The 16,740-nt window shown below is 71.4% G+C and carries 13 protein-coding genes; 4 read left to right on the forward strand and 9 right to left on the reverse strand.

Features of this window, described 5'->3' with window-relative positions; translation table 11 throughout:
* Positions 1-98 precede the first annotated feature (98 nt).
* Positions 99-2,315 (reverse strand): glycogen debranching N-terminal domain-containing protein, encoded by a 2,217-nt coding sequence (locus JIX56_RS11215; protein WP_257539768.1) that lies wholly within the window; start codon positions 2,313-2,315, stop codon positions 99-101.
* 380 nt (positions 2,316-2,695) lie between these two features.
* Entirely contained in the window at positions 2,696-4,234 is a 1,539-nt protein-coding gene (locus JIX56_RS11220; protein WP_257539770.1) for a DUF4192 domain-containing protein, read from the reverse strand.
* Between the two features lie 133 nt (positions 4,235-4,367).
* Between JIX56_RS11220 and JIX56_RS11225 the strand changes: the two genes are divergently transcribed.
* Positions 4,368-6,548, forward strand: coding sequence for a RecQ family ATP-dependent DNA helicase (locus JIX56_RS11225; RefSeq protein WP_257539772.1), 2,181 nt, complete (start codon positions 4,368-4,370; stop codon positions 6,546-6,548).
* A gap of 258 nt (positions 6,549-6,806) precedes the next feature.
* On the forward strand, positions 6,807-7,433 hold the full coding sequence (locus tag JIX56_RS11230) for a hypothetical protein (RefSeq protein ID WP_257539773.1): 627 nt from the start codon (positions 6,807-6,809) through the stop codon (positions 7,431-7,433).
* Positions 7,434-7,823: 390 nt separating this feature from the next.
* Here JIX56_RS11230 and JIX56_RS11235 read toward each other — a convergent pair whose 3' ends face one another.
* From JIX56_RS11235 to JIX56_RS11245, 3 genes are all read right to left on the reverse strand, one after another.
* Complete coding sequence (locus tag JIX56_RS11235) at positions 7,824-8,429, reverse strand: hypothetical protein (RefSeq protein WP_257539774.1); 606 nt, start codon at positions 8,427-8,429, stop codon at positions 7,824-7,826.
* Positions 8,430-8,497: 68 nt separating this feature from the next.
* A complete protein-coding gene (locus JIX56_RS11240) occupies positions 8,498-9,199 on the reverse strand; it encodes a ribonuclease HII (protein WP_257539776.1) in 702 nt (233 codons plus the stop codon).
* Positions 9,200-9,281: 82 nt separating this feature from the next.
* Positions 9,282-9,905, reverse strand: a complete 624-nt coding sequence (locus JIX56_RS11245; RefSeq protein WP_257539778.1) for a TetR/AcrR family transcriptional regulator — start codon at positions 9,903-9,905, stop codon at positions 9,282-9,284.
* 171 nt (positions 9,906-10,076) lie between these two features.
* Here JIX56_RS11245 and JIX56_RS11250 point away from each other — a divergent pair, with 171 nt between their 5' ends.
* Positions 10,077-11,627, forward strand: coding sequence for an MFS transporter (locus tag JIX56_RS11250; protein ID WP_257539780.1), 1,551 nt, complete (start codon positions 10,077-10,079; stop codon positions 11,625-11,627).
* Positions 11,628-11,701: 74 nt separating this feature from the next.
* On the opposite strand, the gene JIX56_RS11255 is transcribed toward JIX56_RS11250, so the two are convergent.
* The 4 genes from JIX56_RS11255 to JIX56_RS11270 form a co-directional block, all read right to left on the reverse strand.
* Entirely contained in the window at positions 11,702-13,177 is a 1,476-nt protein-coding gene (locus tag JIX56_RS11255) for a DUF4153 domain-containing protein (protein WP_257550813.1), read from the reverse strand.
* 412 nt (positions 13,178-13,589) lie between these two features.
* The gene (locus tag JIX56_RS11260) at positions 13,590-14,492 is read right to left on the reverse strand and encodes an ADP-ribosylglycohydrolase family protein (RefSeq protein ID WP_257539782.1); all 903 of its coding nucleotides are present in this window, start codon (positions 14,490-14,492) and stop codon (positions 13,590-13,592) included.
* Between the two features lie 12 nt (positions 14,493-14,504).
* Positions 14,505-15,164 carry a histidine phosphatase family protein gene (locus JIX56_RS11265; RefSeq protein WP_257539784.1) on the reverse strand — a complete coding sequence of 220 codons (660 nt, stop codon included), beginning with the start codon at positions 15,162-15,164 and terminating at the stop codon, positions 14,505-14,507.
* A gap of 204 nt (positions 15,165-15,368) precedes the next feature.
* Positions 15,369-15,974 (reverse strand): YdbC family protein, encoded by a 606-nt coding sequence (locus JIX56_RS11270; protein WP_257539786.1) that lies wholly within the window; start codon positions 15,972-15,974, stop codon positions 15,369-15,371.
* 154 nt (positions 15,975-16,128) lie between these two features.
* Between JIX56_RS11270 and JIX56_RS11275 the strand changes: the two genes are divergently transcribed.
* Complete coding sequence (locus tag JIX56_RS11275; RefSeq protein ID WP_257539788.1) at positions 16,129-16,662, forward strand: TerD family protein; 534 nt, start codon at positions 16,129-16,131, stop codon at positions 16,660-16,662.
* The last annotated feature ends 78 nt before the right edge of the window (positions 16,663-16,740 follow it).

The following is a 16,740-nucleotide window of genomic DNA, read 5'->3' on the forward strand; positions in this document are numbered from 1 at the left end:
CCCCACTTGATCCACTTCTGTCCGACATCGACTTCACGGACCGACCACCGATCTCCGGGCTCAGCACCGCCGATCGTCCCCTCACGCATCACGCGAGGTCACACTCCTAACTGCAGCCCGTCGGCCGCCTCCTCGACCATGGCGAGCCCCAGCCGGCTGACACGTACGGCGAACGGGGCGCCCGCGACGCGCAGTCCCGTCAGACCGATCTCGCCCAGCGGCGCACTGCGCACCGGCCGCAGCGTCACCGTCCCAGCGGGAGCGTCGGGGCGGATTCCGACGAGTGTGGTGAGCAACAGGACGCCAGCGGCCGCCGCCGTCGCGGCCGGTCTGCAGGCGGCCGGGTGAGGCAACGGGGCACCCCCTGCCGTGCGCTGCTCCCCCGCGTACATCTCGGGCAGCCGATGGCCGAAGCTCTCCGCCGCCGCCAGCACCCCCCTCAGCAGCGAACTCGCCTCCTTCTCGTATCCGGCGGCCGCCAGCCCCGCGACCGCGACGGCCGTATCCTGCACACGCACGGCACCACTGCGATGGCCGAACGGGTTGTACGCCGCCTCCTTGGCACCCAGGCTCCGCAGCCCCCACCCCGAGTCCATGGCGGGCCCGCCGAGCAGTCGCGCGAGCTGTTCTGTTCGCACCTTGTCGAGAAGTCCCGGGGCCTGCTCACCCGCTCCGAGCAGCCCGGTGTCGAGGAGGTGAGCGGCGCCGGCGCCCAGGTGCGGTACGAGATGCCCGTCCGGGGTCCGGGCAGCCGCGGGTCTGCCACCCCCTCGGCCCTCGACCCAGAAGTCAGCCCCGAACCGCGTCCGCAGCTCGCTCGCCCAGTCCCTCAACTCGGCCCCGCCCGGTCTGCCGTACGTGTCGAGGAGATCGGCGCCCAGCAGCGCGGCCCGGTGGGCATGTGCCTGGGTCTCGCAGCGCAGTGGGCCGCCGGGGCGCGGGTCGGGCAGGTACGTGCCGCTTGCGGCAGCGGCCAGCAGCCACCGCAGGCAGCGCTCGGCGGCGGGCAGCAGCTCCTCGGTCTCCTGCTCGGGGAGTCCCCATCGCCGCGCCTCCGCGAGGAGCACGGGGAACAGCAGGGTCGCCTCGGTACCGGTGCAGCCCGGTGGCAGATGCGGGCCCGCGTCCCGGCGAGGGCCGGGGATCATGCCCGACTGTGTCTCCGGGCCCGCGATCTGGGTGCGGGCGAGGGTGCGCAGGGTGCCCGCGGCGAGGCGCGTGCCGAGGGGCAGCGTCATGCGGGCCGCGACCAGTGCGTCGGCCGGAGCCATCCCGCAGCGCCAGGGCGCGCCCGCCGCGAGGTGGGTGTCGGAGGGATTCTTCGGGTCGCGCAGCAGCAGGGCCTCGAGGTCCTCCAGGCAGGTGTGCAACAGGACCTGCGCCGCCGGGTCGTCGCCCGCGGCCTGTACCTGGGCGAGGGGGCTCGTGGCGCCGCGTCCCACCGGTCTGATGGGCCCCGCGCCGTCCGGCCGCACCCGCAGCTCCACGCTCCGGCTGCCGCCGGGTGGTAGTTCCAACTCCCAGCGCAGCAGTCCAGCAGAGGCCAGAGCATCGGTGGGCGGAGGGTGGGCGGTCACGGTCGAGTGCCCGTTGGCGCAGGACCAGCGGAGGCCGGAGTCGTGGACACTCGCGGGCAGTTCCGGGCCGGCGCTGCCGGAGGCGACGACGCCCAGTTCCGCGAGATCCGTGCCCAGGGACACCTCGACCGGCACGCGCAGCGGACGGCGAGCCGTGCTGTGCAGGGTGATCCGCTCGGTGCCGTCCGCGTACCGCGTGCGCTCGACCATGACGTCCGGGTCCGGCCCCGCGTCCGCGGCCATGCGCAGCGTCCCCACGAACCGGGCTCGGTCGGCCGTGACCATCCGCGCCTGCACGGCCAGTGGTTCCCGTCCGGCCACCCGCACCTGGCAGCGCGAGAGCATGCGCCGTCCCGCGCGGTAGAAGCCCTCCAGTCCGGTGCCGGTCAGCTGGCCCTGCTCCGTCGAGATCGCGAGGCCCGGCAGGGCGACACAGATCAGCGTGGCATGAGCCGGCGGCAGCTCCGCAGGGCGGCGCGGGGCAGCGGGCGGCGCCTGCGGGGCCGAAGGACCTCCCGTACCTGTGGGAGGCGGCCCCGGAGAGCCGCCCGTGCCGGTCGCGGGAGAGACCGGGCCGCCCGGACTGCCTGAGCGTGAGCCCGTTGGACGGGGCGTCGGACCGCGGAGGTCCGTGCGTGGAGCGCCGGTGCCGTCCCCACGGGCTCGGGCGGAGGGCTGGGGGGACCTGCGGAAGTACGGGACGTCGTCGTAGGCGTCGGGCGTGGAGGGCAGGGGCATGGGGCGGCTTCTTCTGTGTTCGGCGCGCGCGGGGTGCGCTCGGCACCAGGTGGGGAGCCGGAGAGGGACGGGGTGATACGGCGGTGCGGCCAAGCCACGGGTACCGCCACACAGGTGAACGGAACGGCTCCGCTCCGGGTCACGCCTCCGCCCCGGGAAGCCGACCGAATGGCGGCGTGGTGGTGTGACCGGGGTGATCGGGAAGCCGCGAGCGGCGGGATCGGGATCGGGTGGATGGTGTCCGGATCGGCGCTGCGGGTCGATGTGAGACCGGCGCGAGGGCGACACGCTCATGCGAACCCAGAGGTGGAACAGCGCGCTCAGGTGCGCACAGAGCAGAGGCAACACGTTCACATGAGCCCTGAGCCGGCCCCGTGCACTCACGTCTTTCCCTCCGTGGCTTGCGCCCCACCACCGCGGCGGACCCGTGCCCGGCCGCTCGCGCCGTCTGCCTTCCCCTGCCGCCGACGGGCGGGTGAGTCGCCGTCGGCGGAACGCGAGCGGCGGGCATGGGTCGCGCCAGGGGACCGCCTGCTGGCGCGGGCGTCGGGGCTCCCTTCCGGGCGGGCCCTGCGCCGACGTCGGGAGCCGGTGGCCACGCAGGGCTGGTCCGTGGCCGACTCCACACCGGGAGACTGGTCGGCGAGGTTCGGTTCGCTGTCGGCGCCGGCGCCCGCAGTGGCCGTAGTCAGGTCGCGTCCCCTGCGCTCCGCGCGCAGGCAACGGCGAATGGACTCGGGGTCGAGGCCTTCATTGCAGGCCTGGTGGAGGAGGCGGGCGAAGAGATAGTCGGGGTCTGCCGCGAGGGCCATGGCCAGGGCTTCGCGGGCCTCCAGTTCGTCGCCGGAGGACCAGGCGACCCAGCCCACGAGAGTGAGCGGGGCGGCGGCGTGCTCGCCGTAGGGGCCGACACAGCGCCGGGCCAGGGCACGCCAGAGGCGGAGGGCCGGGCCGGCTTCGTCGCCCTCCATCCACTCGGCGGCGCGGTCGCGGGTGGCGCGGTCCTGCAGTCCGAGGATCAGGGTGGCTGCGTCTTCGTGCCCGACGAGTTCGTCGTCGCGGAGGTCCGCGTCCAGCCTGCCGGACACAGTCGGGGTGTCCGCCAAGCGCCCCATGACACGCTGTGCCACGGCGAGCGTCTCCTCAGCCACGTCCGCCCGGCTCTCCGCGTCCAGGATCCGCGGGATGAGGGCGGACTGGGCAGCGTCGAGAGCGACCTCCTGCTGCAACGCGGCCGCGGTCTCCCACGGCAGGATCCTGGCCCGCATCTCCTTCAGGGTGCCGCGCACTTGAAGGCCTGCGTAGGTCGCGGCGGCGGCCAGCACTGAGGTACCCGGCAGCCCCATCGCTTCCCCGTCGGCTGAGCAACACCCGTTGCCTGGACAGCAGTAGGACCAGAAGCGGCCGTCGGAAATGCACAGGGCCTCCACCACCGGGACGTCGAGGCTGCCGCAGGACCTGCGCAGCAGCTGAGCCAGTGGCCGCAGGCGTTCCATGACGTCGCGTGCCGACTCACGGCTCGTCGGGTCCTGGCAGAGGAAGGCGACGATGCTCTCCGGTTTGGCGCCTCGGCGTTCGCTGCCGGTCACCAGGCCGTGTGCCAGCTGCTGGGCCACGGACGGCCAGTCGTCCGTCTGGGCCGGGATGCCGAGCCGAGCGCGCCCGCCGAACCGTCCACGGGCGTCGCGGTCGTGCAGCGCGACGAGGACGATGCTGTCCTCGGGGCGGTATCCGAGCAGGTAGGGCAAGGCGTCGGCGAGCTCGGCCGGTGTGCGGAGGGTGACCTGTTGTTCGCCGGGAGGTCCGGCGGCCGCGCCGTGCCCCAGGTACGCGGAGGGGGCGCCGCTCCCCCCGCATCCGTTCTGCCCGCCGATGTCACTGTTGCCGGAGGTCCCGGCTGCTTCGCTGTGATTCGTCATGCGGCGACCATCTCGCGGATCTTGAAATTCCGCTTCGCCCTGTGGATAAGTCCGACCATGATCACGTCAGAAACTGTCCACAGTTCGCCCTCCTCGTTCGCGCGATGTCCGAGGCATCGGGTTGCATGGGGCCATGAGCGACGAAGACCTGCCCACCACGGACCGCCAAGATCTGCGTACGGCCGCCGATACCGTGCTCACCCGCCTCGTCGGTGCCCCGGCGGGCATGGCGCGGCTGCGCGAGGATCAGTGGCACGCCATCGAGGCACTGGTCGCCGACAAACGCAGAGCCCTGGTGGTGCAGCGCACTGGCTGGGGCAAGTCCGCGGTGTACTTCGTCGCGACCGCGCTCCTGCGCGAGCGGGGCGCGGGGCCCACCGTCATCGTCTCCCCGCTCCTCGCCCTCATGCGCAACCAGGTGGAGGCGGCCGCCCGCGCCGGAATCCACGCGCGGACCATCAACTCATCGAACACGGAGGAGTGGGACACGATCCGCCAGGAGGTCACCGCGGGCGCGGTCGACGTGCTCCTGGTCAGCCCCGAGCGGCTCAACAACCCGGACTTCCGCGACCAGGTCCTGCCCGAGCTGGCGGCCGCGACCGGTCTGCTCGTGGTCGACGAGGCGCACTGCATCTCGGACTGGGGGCACGATTTCCGCCCCGACTACCGCCGACTGCGCACGATGCTGGCCGACCTCCCGCCCGGGGTTCCCGTGCTGGCCACCACCGCGACGGCCAACGCGCGCGTGACGGCCGACGTGGCCGAGCAGCTGGGTACCGGCGGCGGCACGGACGCGCTGGTTCTGCGCGGACCACTGGACCGGGAGAGCCTGAGCCTCGGAGTGCTCGAACTGCCGGACGCCGCCCACCGGATGGCCTGGCTCGCCGACCACCTGGACGAGCTGCCGGGCTCCGGCATCATCTACACGCTCACCGTGGCCGCCGCCGAGGAGGTCACCGCGTTCCTGCGCCAGTGCGGGCACACCGTGACGTCGTACACCGGGAAGACGGAGAACGCGGACCGGCAGCAGGCCGAGGAGGACCTGCTCGCCAACCGTGTCAAGGCCCTGGTCGCCACCTCCGCTCTGGGCATGGGCTTCGACAAGCCCGACCTGGGCTTCGTGGTGCACCTGGGCTCGCCGTCCTCGCCCATCGCCTACTACCAGCAGGTGGGCCGGGCCGGTCGTGGTGTCGAGCACGCCGAGGTGCTGCTGCTGCCCGGCAAGGAGGACCAGGCGATCTGGGAGTACTTCGCCTCGGTCGCCTTCCCTCCGGAGGAGCAGGTCCGCCGCACCCTGGACGTCCTCGCGGGCGCGGAGCGACCGCTGTCCCTCCCCGCGCTCGAACCGCTGGTGGAGCTCCGCCGCTCCCGGCTGGAGACGATGCTCAAGGTCCTCGACGTGGACGGTGCGGTACGACGCGTTCAGGGCGGCTGGATCTCCACCGGCGTTCCCTGGACGTACGACACCGAGCGCTATGCCTGGGTCGCCAAACAGCGTGCGGCCGAGCAGCAGGCCATGCGCGACTACGTCACGACGCCGGGCTGCCGCATGGAGTTCCTGCGACGGCAACTGGACGACGAGGACGCCACCCCGTGCGGGCGTTGTGACACGTGCACCAAGCCCAGGTTCACGGAATCCGTCTCCCCGGCGGCGCTGGACGCGGCGCGCGGCGAGCTGGGGCGCGCAGGTGTCGAGGTCGAGCCCCGCAAGATGTGGCCGACGGGGCTGCCCGCGGTCGGGGTCAATCTGAAGGGGCGCATTCCAGCCGGTGAGCAGGCTGCGCCGGGGCGCGCGTTGGGGCGGCTCTCGGACATCGGCTGGGGCAACCGGCTGCGGCCGATGCTCGCGGCCCAGGCCCCGGACACGCCGGTTCCGGACGACGTGGCGAATGCCGTGGTCGCCGTGCTGACCGACTGGGCGAAGGGCCCCGGCGGCTGGGCCTCCGGGCAGGCCGACGCCCAGCCCCGCCCGGTCGGTGTCGTCACCATGGCGTCCCGCTCCCGCCCGCAGCTGATCGCTTCCCTGGGCGCGAGGATCGCCGAGATCGGCCGTCTGCCCCTGCTGGGATCGGTGGCGTACACCGGCGCGGTTTCCCAGGTCACCCGTAGCAACAGCGCACAACGGCTCAAGGCGCTCGACGGGGCTCTGACCGTGCCGCCCGAGCTGTCCGTCGCCCTCAAGGAGGCGGGCGGACCCGTGCTCCTCGTCGACGACGCCACCGAGACCGGCTGGACGCTCGCGGTCGCCGCGCGCGTACTCCGGCGCGCGGGCGCACAGGGGGTGTTGCCCCTCGTTCTCGCCGTCCGAGCATGACCGACCCGTCGACCGGACGTAAGCCCGGTGCCACCGGGGCGTTGCCGACGAGCCCTATGCGCAGGGATATAAGCGGTGAATCGCCACAAAACCGCCAGTGGCCCCAATTGCTCGTTGCCGCAACGAAGTTCGCCAGGAAGAATTGGAGTCCGCTCCCCGTACGGCCCACCCGTGAATCGGTAGGGCTTTTGCTGCGGCGTGCGCTCCCCCAAGTCCGACCCCCGCCCGCAGTGTGGGCGCGTAGCCGAAGGGAGGATCGTGACCTTCGGATTCGCTCCGTCCTCGGCGGCCTCCATGTCGACGTCTGCCGACCCGTCCGCCGCTTCCGCCAACCGGATGCTCGAGCCCGCGGAATGGGCAGCCGCCGGGATTCCGCTGCTGCGCAATCCCCGGGAGGTTGTCAGCGGGCTGCACGCGCGGCATCAGCCCCGGCCCGCGACGGCGGTCATCGCCGTCCTTGATCCGGACGAGCGGCTGACGGCGAGCGCCTCGTTCGTGCGGCGTCCGGCCCCGGCCGACGGCTGGATGTTCCGCAACGCGCTCCTCGCCCAGTTGCGCCGGGTCATTCCGCACGACCTGCGTCGGCGCACTCCGGTCCGTACGGCCGTGCTGCTCTACTGCCGTGACGGCGACGCGCGTTGGACCGAGGAGGACGGGGCGTGGATGTGGGGGCTGCGGGACGCCTGCACACTGCACGGGCTGCGCTGCGGGGCGTACATCACGCTGACACATGACGGCTGGCAGGTGCTCGGCGAGGGCCGCGGCGGCCGCCGTCCCCACGCGGACTCACCGGCGGAGCCCTTCGCCACGGCCCTGGCACCGCCGCCGATGCCACGCACCGGCGGCGTCGCGTCGGAGGTACTGCGCCGAGCCGCGGCACGCTGAGTCGCCTGCTCGCAGGCGGCTGCGGCTGCCGACTGCGGCCAAGGGCACGTCCGCGACTGCCGCCTGGTGGAGGCCCAGCAGGGACGCTCGGCGCGTAGCGAGCCCAGACCGATCCCTGCTTCGACGAACACGGGCCCAAGGACCTAAGTCGGCGGTCGAACAGCCCGGATCCGATGCGACAAGCGTCAGTGCCGCGCAGATCCCGGCCGAAACGCCCCGCCGTCGCCCATGGGCACCCGCCCGGAGCCCCCTGACATGCCGAAACACCCCGCAGGCACGCCGAAGCGCCCCATCGCGGGGTGTGGTCGTCAATGACGCCCTGGTCGCCCCCGGGCACGCACGGCCCCCGGTGAGCCCTGACGGGCCGACCGGGGCGAGGTCCGCAGTCGCTCAGACTCCGGCGCCCAGCACCGAGTTGATCGTCTGCGGGTCGCCGCACACGATCAACAGGGCCCGGGCCCGGCCGAGGGCCTTGGGCAGCGCCTCAGCGGTGACGGCAGCGGTTCCGCCGTTGACGGCGACCACGACCACGGGACGCGGCGCGGCCCGGTCGACGGCCGACGCATCGGCGTAGAAGACGTCGTCGCCCGCGTCATGCTGCGCCCAGTAGGCGGCCTCGCCGAAGGAGAGCTCGTGGTCGGCCCACGGATGCGACTCGCCGGTGGTGATCACCAGCACGTCGCCGGGGGCTCGGCCCGAATCCAGCAGCAGGTCGACGGCTTCCTCGGCGGCGTCCAGCGCACCCTCGGCCGAGGCCGGGATCAGCTGGACCTGCGGGGTGGCGGCAGGGGCGGACGGCCCGGGCTTGGCCGCGGCGTGCGCCGCGCGCTGGGCCGGCACCGGCCGGGCAGGACCCGGACGACCGGGCCGCGGCGGAGCCGCGGGACGGGGACCGGGTACGGGACGGGGGGTCGGCGCGACCCGGCCGCTGGCCGGAGTGGCACGCGGGCCCTGGGCACTCTCGTGAATCTGAGGCTCCTCGGGAATGAGAGGCATGAGCTGATGTTTATCAAACGCCGATGCGACTCGCGTCGGCGGGTGGCACATGAGTGCGAACGAATCCGTCAGAAATCGAAGCCGAGTTGCCCCTCGATCTCCGGAACGCTTCCGTCCGCCCAGGTACGGGCCTTCTTGAGGTGCCGCCACTGGGGCAGCGCATCAAGATACGCCCACGACAACCGGTGGTACGGGGTGGGGCCCCGCTCCGCCAGCGCGGCCTTGTGGACAGGCGACGGATACCCGGCGTTGGCCGCGAAACCGAAGTCTGCATGGTCGACACCCAGTTCGGCCATCATTTTGTCGCGCTGAACCTTGGCGATCACCGAGGCCGCCGCCACGGCGACGCAGGACTGGTCGCCCTTGATCACCGTACGCACCCGCCAGGGCGACCCGAGGTAGTCGTGCTTGCCGTCGAGGATGACCGCGTCGGGGCGCACCGGAAGCGCCTCCAGAGCCCGTACGGCGGCCAGCCGCAGCGCGGCCGTCATGCCCAGGTCGTCGATCTCCTCCGGAGAGGCGTGACCGAGGGCGTGCGACGTCACCCACTTCAGCAGCTCCTCGGCGAGCGTCTCGCGTCGCTTGATCGTCAGGAGCTTGGAGTCGGTGAGGCCCTCGGGCGGTCGGCGCAGTCCGGTGACCGCCGCGCAGACGGTGACGGGGCCGGCCCACGCTCCGCGCCCCACCTCGTCGACACCGGCAATGATCTTCGCTCCGGTCGTGGCGCGCAGGGAGCGCTCGACGGTGTGAGTAGGTGGTTCGTACGGCATGGCGCCCTTAGCCTACGCCGCCCGCGTCCCCACACGACACCCAGGTTTCCCGGGGCAACCTCAGTCACCCCGCAGACCCGGCTCAGGTGTCCCGTCGGCGCAGCAGCGGCACCATCAAGTGGTCGATCATCTCCTCGATGTCCCGCTCGCTCCATTCACTGCCGCACATCTTCGAGCGGTACATCATCATGGCCGGAATCGCGTCGAAGACATAGCCGTTGGCCGCGTCGGACCGCACCTCGCCCCGGCGAATTCCCCGCTCAACGACCTCCCGCAGGAGCTTGACGGTCGGCTCCACGACGCCCTCGACGATCACACCATGGAAGCGCTCGGCCTGGATGGTGTCGCATTCGTGAATCACCGAACGCAGCGCGAACCCAGGGCGCGAGAACATCGCCTCACGCGCCTGCCGGCACAGCTCCAGCAGATCCTCGCGCACGCTGCCCCGGTCGGGCGCCTCCTCGAAGCGAGGCAGTCCGGCCTGGAGAGCGTCCGCGACGAGATCCTCCTTGGAGGGCCAGCGGCGGTAGACGGCCGCCTTGCCGGTCTGGGCACCCGCGGCGACCCCCTCCATGGTGAGACCGCTCCAGCCGACCGTACTGAGCTGCTCCAGCGCGGCATCGAGGATCGCGCGCTCGAGCACGGCGCCGCGCCGACGCGGGGAGGCCGTCTGAGCGGGAGCGGCCGTCCAGCGCGAAGTGACCATCTGTGTTTCTCCGTTGAGCCGAGGGATGGGGATACGAGAAGCGGAAGCGGACGGGCGGCGCAGGCCATGGCGGCGACTTTGGTGAACGCTTGCGTTCACTAAGGGGGACTCACTACCGTGGACGCGTCAGTGAACGCCAGCGTTCACTAAGGCACTTGTGGGGGACCCATAGTGACAACCTCTCCGTTGATTCAGGATCAGAAGCCGGGAGCTGCCCGCCGGGAGGGGCGCCCCGGCATCGCACTCACCGTCATCGCGGCCTGCCAACTCATGGTGGTACTCGACGCGACGATTGTGAACATCGCGCTCCCGCACATTCAAGACGCGCTCAAGTTCAGCACCACCGACCTGACATGGGTGGTCAGCGCCTACACACTGACCTTCGGCGGTCTGCTGCTCCTGGGCGGCCGGGCCGGTGACATCCTCGGCCGCCGCCGTGTGTTCATGACCGGAATTCTCGTCTTCACGCTCGCCTCGCTGCTCGGCGGATTCGCCCAGGAGCCCTGGCAGTTGCTGGCGGCGCGCGCCCTCCAGGGCGTCGGTGGCGCGATCGCGTCGCCCACCTCGCTGGCACTCATCACCACGACATTCCCCGAAGGGCCCGAGCGGAACCGGGCGTTCGGTGTCTTCGCCGCGGTCTCCGCCGGTGGCGGCGCCATCGGTCTGCTCGCGGGCGGCATGCTCACCGAGTGGCTCGACTGGCGGTGGGTGCTGTTCGTCAACGTGCCCATCGGTGTGCTGATCGCCGTGCTCACGCCGATGTACATCAGCGAGTCCGAGCGGCACCCGGGGCGGTTCGACATCGCGGGCGCGCTCACCTCGACAGCCGGTATGGCCTCGCTGGTCTATGGGTTCATCCGCGCGGCGGAGGACGGCTGGCGCGACAGCCTGACCATCGGTTCCTTCGCTGCGGCGGTGATCCTGCTGCTGGTGTTCGGCTTCATCGAGAGGCGGGCCAAGGAGCCCATCACACCGTTGAGGATGTTCACCGACCGCAATCGCTCGGGCACGTACGTGATCATGCTGAGCCTGGCCGCGGCGATGTTCGGGATGTTCTTCTTCATCGTGCTGTTCGTGCAGAACGTGCTGCAGTACACGCCGATCGAGGCCGGTCTGGCCTTCCTTCCGGTGACCGTCGCGATCGTCACCGGTGCCGGTCTGTCCCAGCGGTTCCTGCCGGTGCTCGGGCCCAAGCCGTTCATGGTGGCCGGTTCGACGATCGTCGTGCTCGGCCTGGCGTGGCAGACCTTCATCAACCCCGACAGCTCGTACGTCGGCGGGGTGCTGGGCCCGATGGTGCTGTTCGGCTTCGGCATGGGCCTGAACTTCGTGACGCTCACCCTGACCGCGGTCTCCGGGGTCGCCCCGCACGAGGCGGGCGCGGCGTCCGGTCTGCTCAACGTCACACAGCAGGTGGGAGGTTCGCTCGGTCTGTCCATCCTCACCACGGTCTTCGGTACGGCCAGCCGTGACGAGGCGGAGAGTCAGGTGCGGCTCTTCATGTCGCAGGCCACGGACGAACAGAAGGCCGAGTTCGCGAAGACCCAGCAGCTGCCTGCCCCCTGGAGTCACGAAGTGCTCGCCCAGGGCATCTCGACGGCGTTCATACCGGCCGTCGCGATGGCCGTACTCGCCCTCGTCACCGCCGTATTGGTGATCAGGGTCCGCAAGAGCGACCTGGAGGCCCTCTCCGGTACGGCCGGCCCCGCCGCCGGAGGCTGACGGGGCGACCGCGGACGGCCGGACCACGCCCGGAAGACAGGCGGTGGGGCAGGGTCCGGCCGCCCTGCGATTCCTCAGGGGTACAGCGCCTCCTCCTCGCGCACTCCGCACGCCGGTCCGCTCGCTCCCGGCGACACCGGACGTTCCTCCAGGATGCGCCGGGCCTCGGCCTCTCCCCAGCTCGTGGCGTACCAGGGGCTGTTGGCCCGGTCTTCCAGGTCCGCGGCTATGTCCCACAGCGCGCACGACCGCATGGGCTCCTTCAGCCGGTCCAGGGCGGGCACGGCGTCGGCGGACAACCCCCTCGCATACTCGATGTCGAAGCGGCCCGTGGTCTCATACCGCTCGACATTGCGCTCGGCGATCATCCCGTCCGGCGACACGAGACCGAACGCGAGCACTCCGGCGACCGCGCCGGCCGCGACGGCACGGGGCAGCCAGCGGGCACCCCACACCCCGGCAGCCATGATGAGCACGATGACCAGACCGAGCCAGAGCTCCATGGTCAGCACCGAGATCCTCAGCCGCGTCAGCCCATAGGCCTCCACATACATGTCCATACGTCGCACAGCGGATGCCACGACAACGAGGGCCAGCGCGCACAGGGTTCCCAGGACACCCCGCACGAGCGTCCGGTCACTCGATCGAGTGCGCGGGGCCCAGCGCAGGGCGACCACGATGACCAACAGGGTGAGCAGCGTGGCCATGAGCAGCTGCCAGAACCCCTGGCGCGCGTACTGGGCGTATGTCTGGCCGGTCTCCTGCAGGACGGCGTCGTAGCCTCCGAAGAGCACGGCGAGCTGGACGGCGTTGAAGACGGCGAAGAGCGCCACGAGCCCGACCAGCGGGAGCGCCCACTCGACGCGCCCACGGGCGCGTCCGGCGGGCACCTGGACCCGGTCCCAGTGGGCGGGCGCGGCCGCCGTACGGGCCGCCGCGAGGGTCCCGAACAGCCCCAGCGCGAGGAGCAGGATCCGCCAGGGCCCGTCGGACACGGAGATGTCGGGCACCAGAGCGCCGAGCAGGTCCGCGAAGGCCGCGTCGGCGCCGGCGAACAGCGCTCCGAAGACGAAGAGCAGGACGGCGGCCACGACCAGCGCCCGCAGCAGCGGCGCCAGACGGCCCCGGTCGCCGCCGATCCGCTCGCGCAGTCCCTGCCAGGCCCAGGCCGGGCCGGTGACCAGCGCGGTGAACACACCGAGCGGGCCGAGCAGGACGGCGGGCCAGGTACGGCCGCCGTGCAGTGCGAGCGAGCCCGCCGCGAGGGCGGTGACGACGGCGAAGAACGTGGGCCACTCGGCGGCACGCAGGGCGGGCACGGTCAGCAGGGCGAGCCCGCCGACGCCCCAGACGAGCGCCCAGGGGCGGGGGCGGCGCCCCGCCCTCCGTCCGGCGAAGTACACGGCGAGCGTGGCGGGCACGGCGACGACGACTATGTTGACGGCCAGTCCCTCGCCCAGCAGCAGCATGCTGAGCACGCCGGTGGCCAGGGCGGCCCACAGGGTCGCGGTGCGAATCGGCGCGGGATCGTCAGGTCTGAAATCGATCAGGCCGGGCACCGAAGGCGGTGGTCCGCCCGATATCCGTTCGGGCCTTCCTGCCTTTCGCTCCGGTACGGCGTCCGTGGCCGCTGCCGCCCCCGAGCGGCCCTCATCGGTCGAAGCCCGCGCCCTGGGCTCCGGCTCTTCGGGCTCCGGTGCTGTTGGTGTTGACGGTGTGTCGGACATGGGACCCCCTCCCCCGACCGGCCCTCACCACCCCCGTACGCAGCGTGTTGGCTGCCGCAGGAGGCCCGTGGCCGGTACCTCGTCGCCGCGTCTCGTCATGATCAACAGGCGGCGTGGCGGACAGGGTATGCCGCAGGAAGGCACCCTCGACGACCTAGGAGCGCACTGTGGCACTCCTGTGACAGTTGAGGCGATTGGGCCAGGGGGAGCCTGGGAAGCGCGTCCCTTCGACCGGCTATCCCACCCGCATCCAGTCCGGAAACGTCTCGGTCTGTCCCACCCACGCCTCAGGAGGGGCCCCGGACTTCCCGGAGGCGACCACTCCCCCGACGATCGCGCAGGTCGTGTCGACGTCGCCGCCCACCTGGGCCGTCGTCCAGAAGCCCTGCTCGTAGTCGCCGAGGGCGCGTGCCGCCGACCAGAGCGCGAAGGGCACGGTGTCGTGCGCCGTCGTACGCCGTCCGCAGCCCAGTACGGCGGCGACGGTGTCCGCGTCGGCGTAGTCGAGCATGTCCCGGGCGCGCCGCAGTCCCGCGCCGACGGCGCTCTTCGGGACCAGCGCGATGACGCCGTCGAGCAGTGCCCCGGAACTCGGCGGTCCGGCCGGGTCTGCCGCCAGGGCGGCGGCCGCCGCGACGGCCATGGCGCCCACGACGGCCTCGCGGTGCTGGTGCGTGGGGTAGGCGGAGATCTCCGCCTGGTGGGTCGCCTGCTCGGGATCGTCCGCGTACCAGGCGCCCAGCGGGGCGATGCGCATGGCCGCGCCGTTGCCCCAGGATCCCTGGCCGTTGAAGAGCGCGGAGGCAAGTTCCCGCCAGTCGCCGCCCTCGCGGACCAGGCGCAACAGGCGGTTGACCGCGGGGCCGTAGCCCCGGTCGAAGTCGTGGTGCACGGCGAAGGAGCGGGCGAGTTCGTCCTGGTCGATCCGGTGGTGGGCCGCGAGGACGGCCACGACGGAACAGGCCATCTCGGTGTCATCGGTCCACTGCCAGGGGCCGGGTGGGGTCTCGCGTCGCTTGAGCAGCGGGTAGTTCACCGGCACGAAGTACTGCGAGCCCAGCGCGTCCCCCACCGCGAGTCCGCGCAGGCTGGCCAGGGCACGCTCCAGGCGGCCATCGGAAGAGGAGTCAGCGGTCATCGCCCTGCCACTCTAACCGGTGGCCCCATACGATTCCGGATCACGCCAGCGGCCGAACGGCCTGTCGAGCGTGTACCGGCCGTCGTCTCCGAGAACGAGCATCCGCATCTCGGCGTTCCCGGGGTTCGACAGCGACTCGAACTCCGCCACCGTCCAGTGGAACCACCGCATGCAGAACAGCCGCATGGCGAGCCCATGGGTGACCAGCAGGACGTTCGGCGGATGGTCCGGGTCCTCGAAACTGCGGAACAGACTCTCCAGGAAACCGCCGACCCGGTCGTACACGTCGGCGCCGGACTCACCCTGCGCGAAGCGGTAGAAGAAGTGCCCGTACGCGTCCCGGTAGGCCTTCTGGAGTCGTACGTCGTCGGGGTCCTGCCAGTTGCCCCAGTCCTGCTCGCGCAGCCGGGGCTCCTCGCGCACGCGCACCTGTTCGGGGTCCAGATGAAACGCCTGGAACGTCTCGTGCGTCCGGCGGTACGGGGAGACGTAGACGCTGACGCGCTCGCGACCGAGGACGTCACGGATCCGTTTGCCGGTCTCCTCCGCCTGCCGCCAGCCGAGATCGGTGAGCGCCAGGGCGTGGTCGGGCTCGCGCTCGTACACGGTGTCATCAACATTGCCCGTTGACTCGCCGTGTCGGACAAGGATGATGCGCCGTGGTCGTGCCATGCCAAGACCCTAAAGGGGGCGACGGCGGATCGAGCACTCGTCCGGGTGCCTTACGGCGTACGTCACACAAGTCCCGCACATCAGATGGCCCGATTCGTACGTCTGGTTTCCGGACTCACTCCCGGCTCGTCGGTCCAGATCTCAAACCGTCCAGACGGCCCCGGCCATAAAGGTTGGAATTCCAAACTGCCGCAGGTCCGGATCTCAAACCGTCCAGCTCGGTTCCAGTTCAACAATATCGCCCGCCAGGGCGGCGACGTCGGCCTCGATCTGGGCCCGCAGGGCGAGGCGCTCGATGCGTTCGACTCGGTACTTGCCGTGCTCGGCGGCCGACTGCCACATGGAGAGGATCACGAACTCGTGGCCGGGCGCCTCACCGAACAGGCCCCGCACCATACCCGGAGAACCGGCCATCGCCGGGTTCCAGACCTTCTCCTGCATCAGCGCGAAGTGCTCGGCCCGCTCCTCGTGGACACGGCAGTGCGCCACGCGCACCAGATCGGAGTCCGTGAAGCGCGGCTCGAAACCGGTCTTCACGTCGAAGCGGTGATCGAAGAGCTTGACCTGTATGTCCTTGAAGGTGCCCGACTGCGAGGCGGCGAGCCGGTCGTGGGAGCGCGCCATGAAGGAGTCGTAGAAGGCCCGGCTCTCCCAGAACGAGAAGATGTGCGCCACTCCGGGTCGCGCACGGCTCCAGCCCCCACCCTGTCCACGGAAACCCGGCTCCCCCAGAAGCCCCGCCCACTTTCGCTGCCCCCGCTCGAAACCGCGGCGGTCCACCACGGTGCAGCGAATCCACTTGACCAGCACCGCGCCATGGTAAGGCCACGGAGCGTGGCGCCGGTCACTCTCCGGCCGGTTGCACCCGGGCGAGCGTCACCGCGCACATGCGAGGATGGGCAACTGGCCTGGACCGCCAGGCAGTTCGGCCCGCAAGCACAGGAGAACGGGGAGGAGAGTTCTGTTGAACGGCCTCAACAAGGGCATCCGCAAGGTCGAGGTGGCGGTGAAGTGGGACCCGAGCCCCGCCGGACAGCCGCCCACGGATCTCGACATCATCGCGGCGACCTACCCGGCGGCCGATCCGAGCGGAAGTCCCGCCTATGTCGTGCACTTCGACAGCCGCTCGCCCGACGGCACCATCACCCTCAACCGCGACAGCAAGAACGGCCAGGGCTTCGGCTGGGACGAGGTCATGACGGTCGAGCTGAACCGCCTCGACAGCCGGTACGGCCGGGTGGTCATCGGTGTGGCCATACAGCAGGGATCCGGCCGGAAGACCTTCGTCAACGTCCACAAGCCCGGCCTGCGCATCCGTGAGGACTACACCGTCCTGGCCGAGGACGACTTCGGCAGTGTCCTCGGCTCCACGGCCGCGACCGTCGCCGAGTTCATCCGCGACGCCACCGGCGAGTGGACCTTCCACCCGGGCATCCAGGGCTACGACGAGGACCCGGCGACCTTCGTCCGCATCATGGGCGGCCCCCGCGAGTCCTGACCCCTGCCCGAAGGGCACCGCCGAAGGGACAGCGGTGCGGGGAGCCGCGTTTCGCGACTCCCCGCACCGATCTGTCAT

Origin of the sequence: Streptomyces sp. CA-210063 (genome assembly GCF_024612015.1) — a bacterium.
Classification (GTDB): Bacteria; Actinomycetota; Actinomycetes; order Streptomycetales; family Streptomycetaceae; genus Streptomyces.

What these genes read in the sequence shown, in the direction of transcription:
- JIX56_RS11220 (WP_257539770.1), bottom strand. Translation starts at nt 4,234, where the DNA reads ATGACGAATCACAGCGAAGCAGCCGGGACCTCCGGCAACAGTGACATC.
- JIX56_RS11235 (WP_257539774.1), bottom strand. Translation starts at nt 8,429, where the DNA reads ATGCCTCTCATTCCCGAGGAGCCTCAGATTCACGAGAGTGCCCAGGGC.
- JIX56_RS11265 (WP_257539784.1), bottom strand. Translation starts at nt 15,164, where the DNA reads ATGGCACGACCACGGCGCATCATCCTTGTCCGACACGGCGAGTCAACG.
- JIX56_RS11240 (WP_257539776.1), bottom strand. Translation starts at nt 9,199, where the DNA reads ATGCCGTACGAACCACCTACTCACACCGTCGAGCGCTCCCTGCGCGCC.
- JIX56_RS11245 (WP_257539778.1), bottom strand. Translation starts at nt 9,905, where the DNA reads ATGGTCACTTCGCGCTGGACGGCCGCTCCCGCTCAGACGGCCTCCCCG.
- JIX56_RS11260 (WP_257539782.1), bottom strand. Translation starts at nt 14,492, where the DNA reads ATGACCGCTGACTCCTCTTCCGATGGCCGCCTGGAGCGTGCCCTGGCC.
- JIX56_RS11215 (WP_257539768.1), bottom strand. Translation starts at nt 2,315, where the DNA reads ATGCCCCTGCCCTCCACGCCCGACGCCTACGACGACGTCCCGTACTTC.
- JIX56_RS11225 (WP_257539772.1), top strand. Translation starts at nt 4,368, where the DNA reads ATGAGCGACGAAGACCTGCCCACCACGGACCGCCAAGATCTGCGTACG.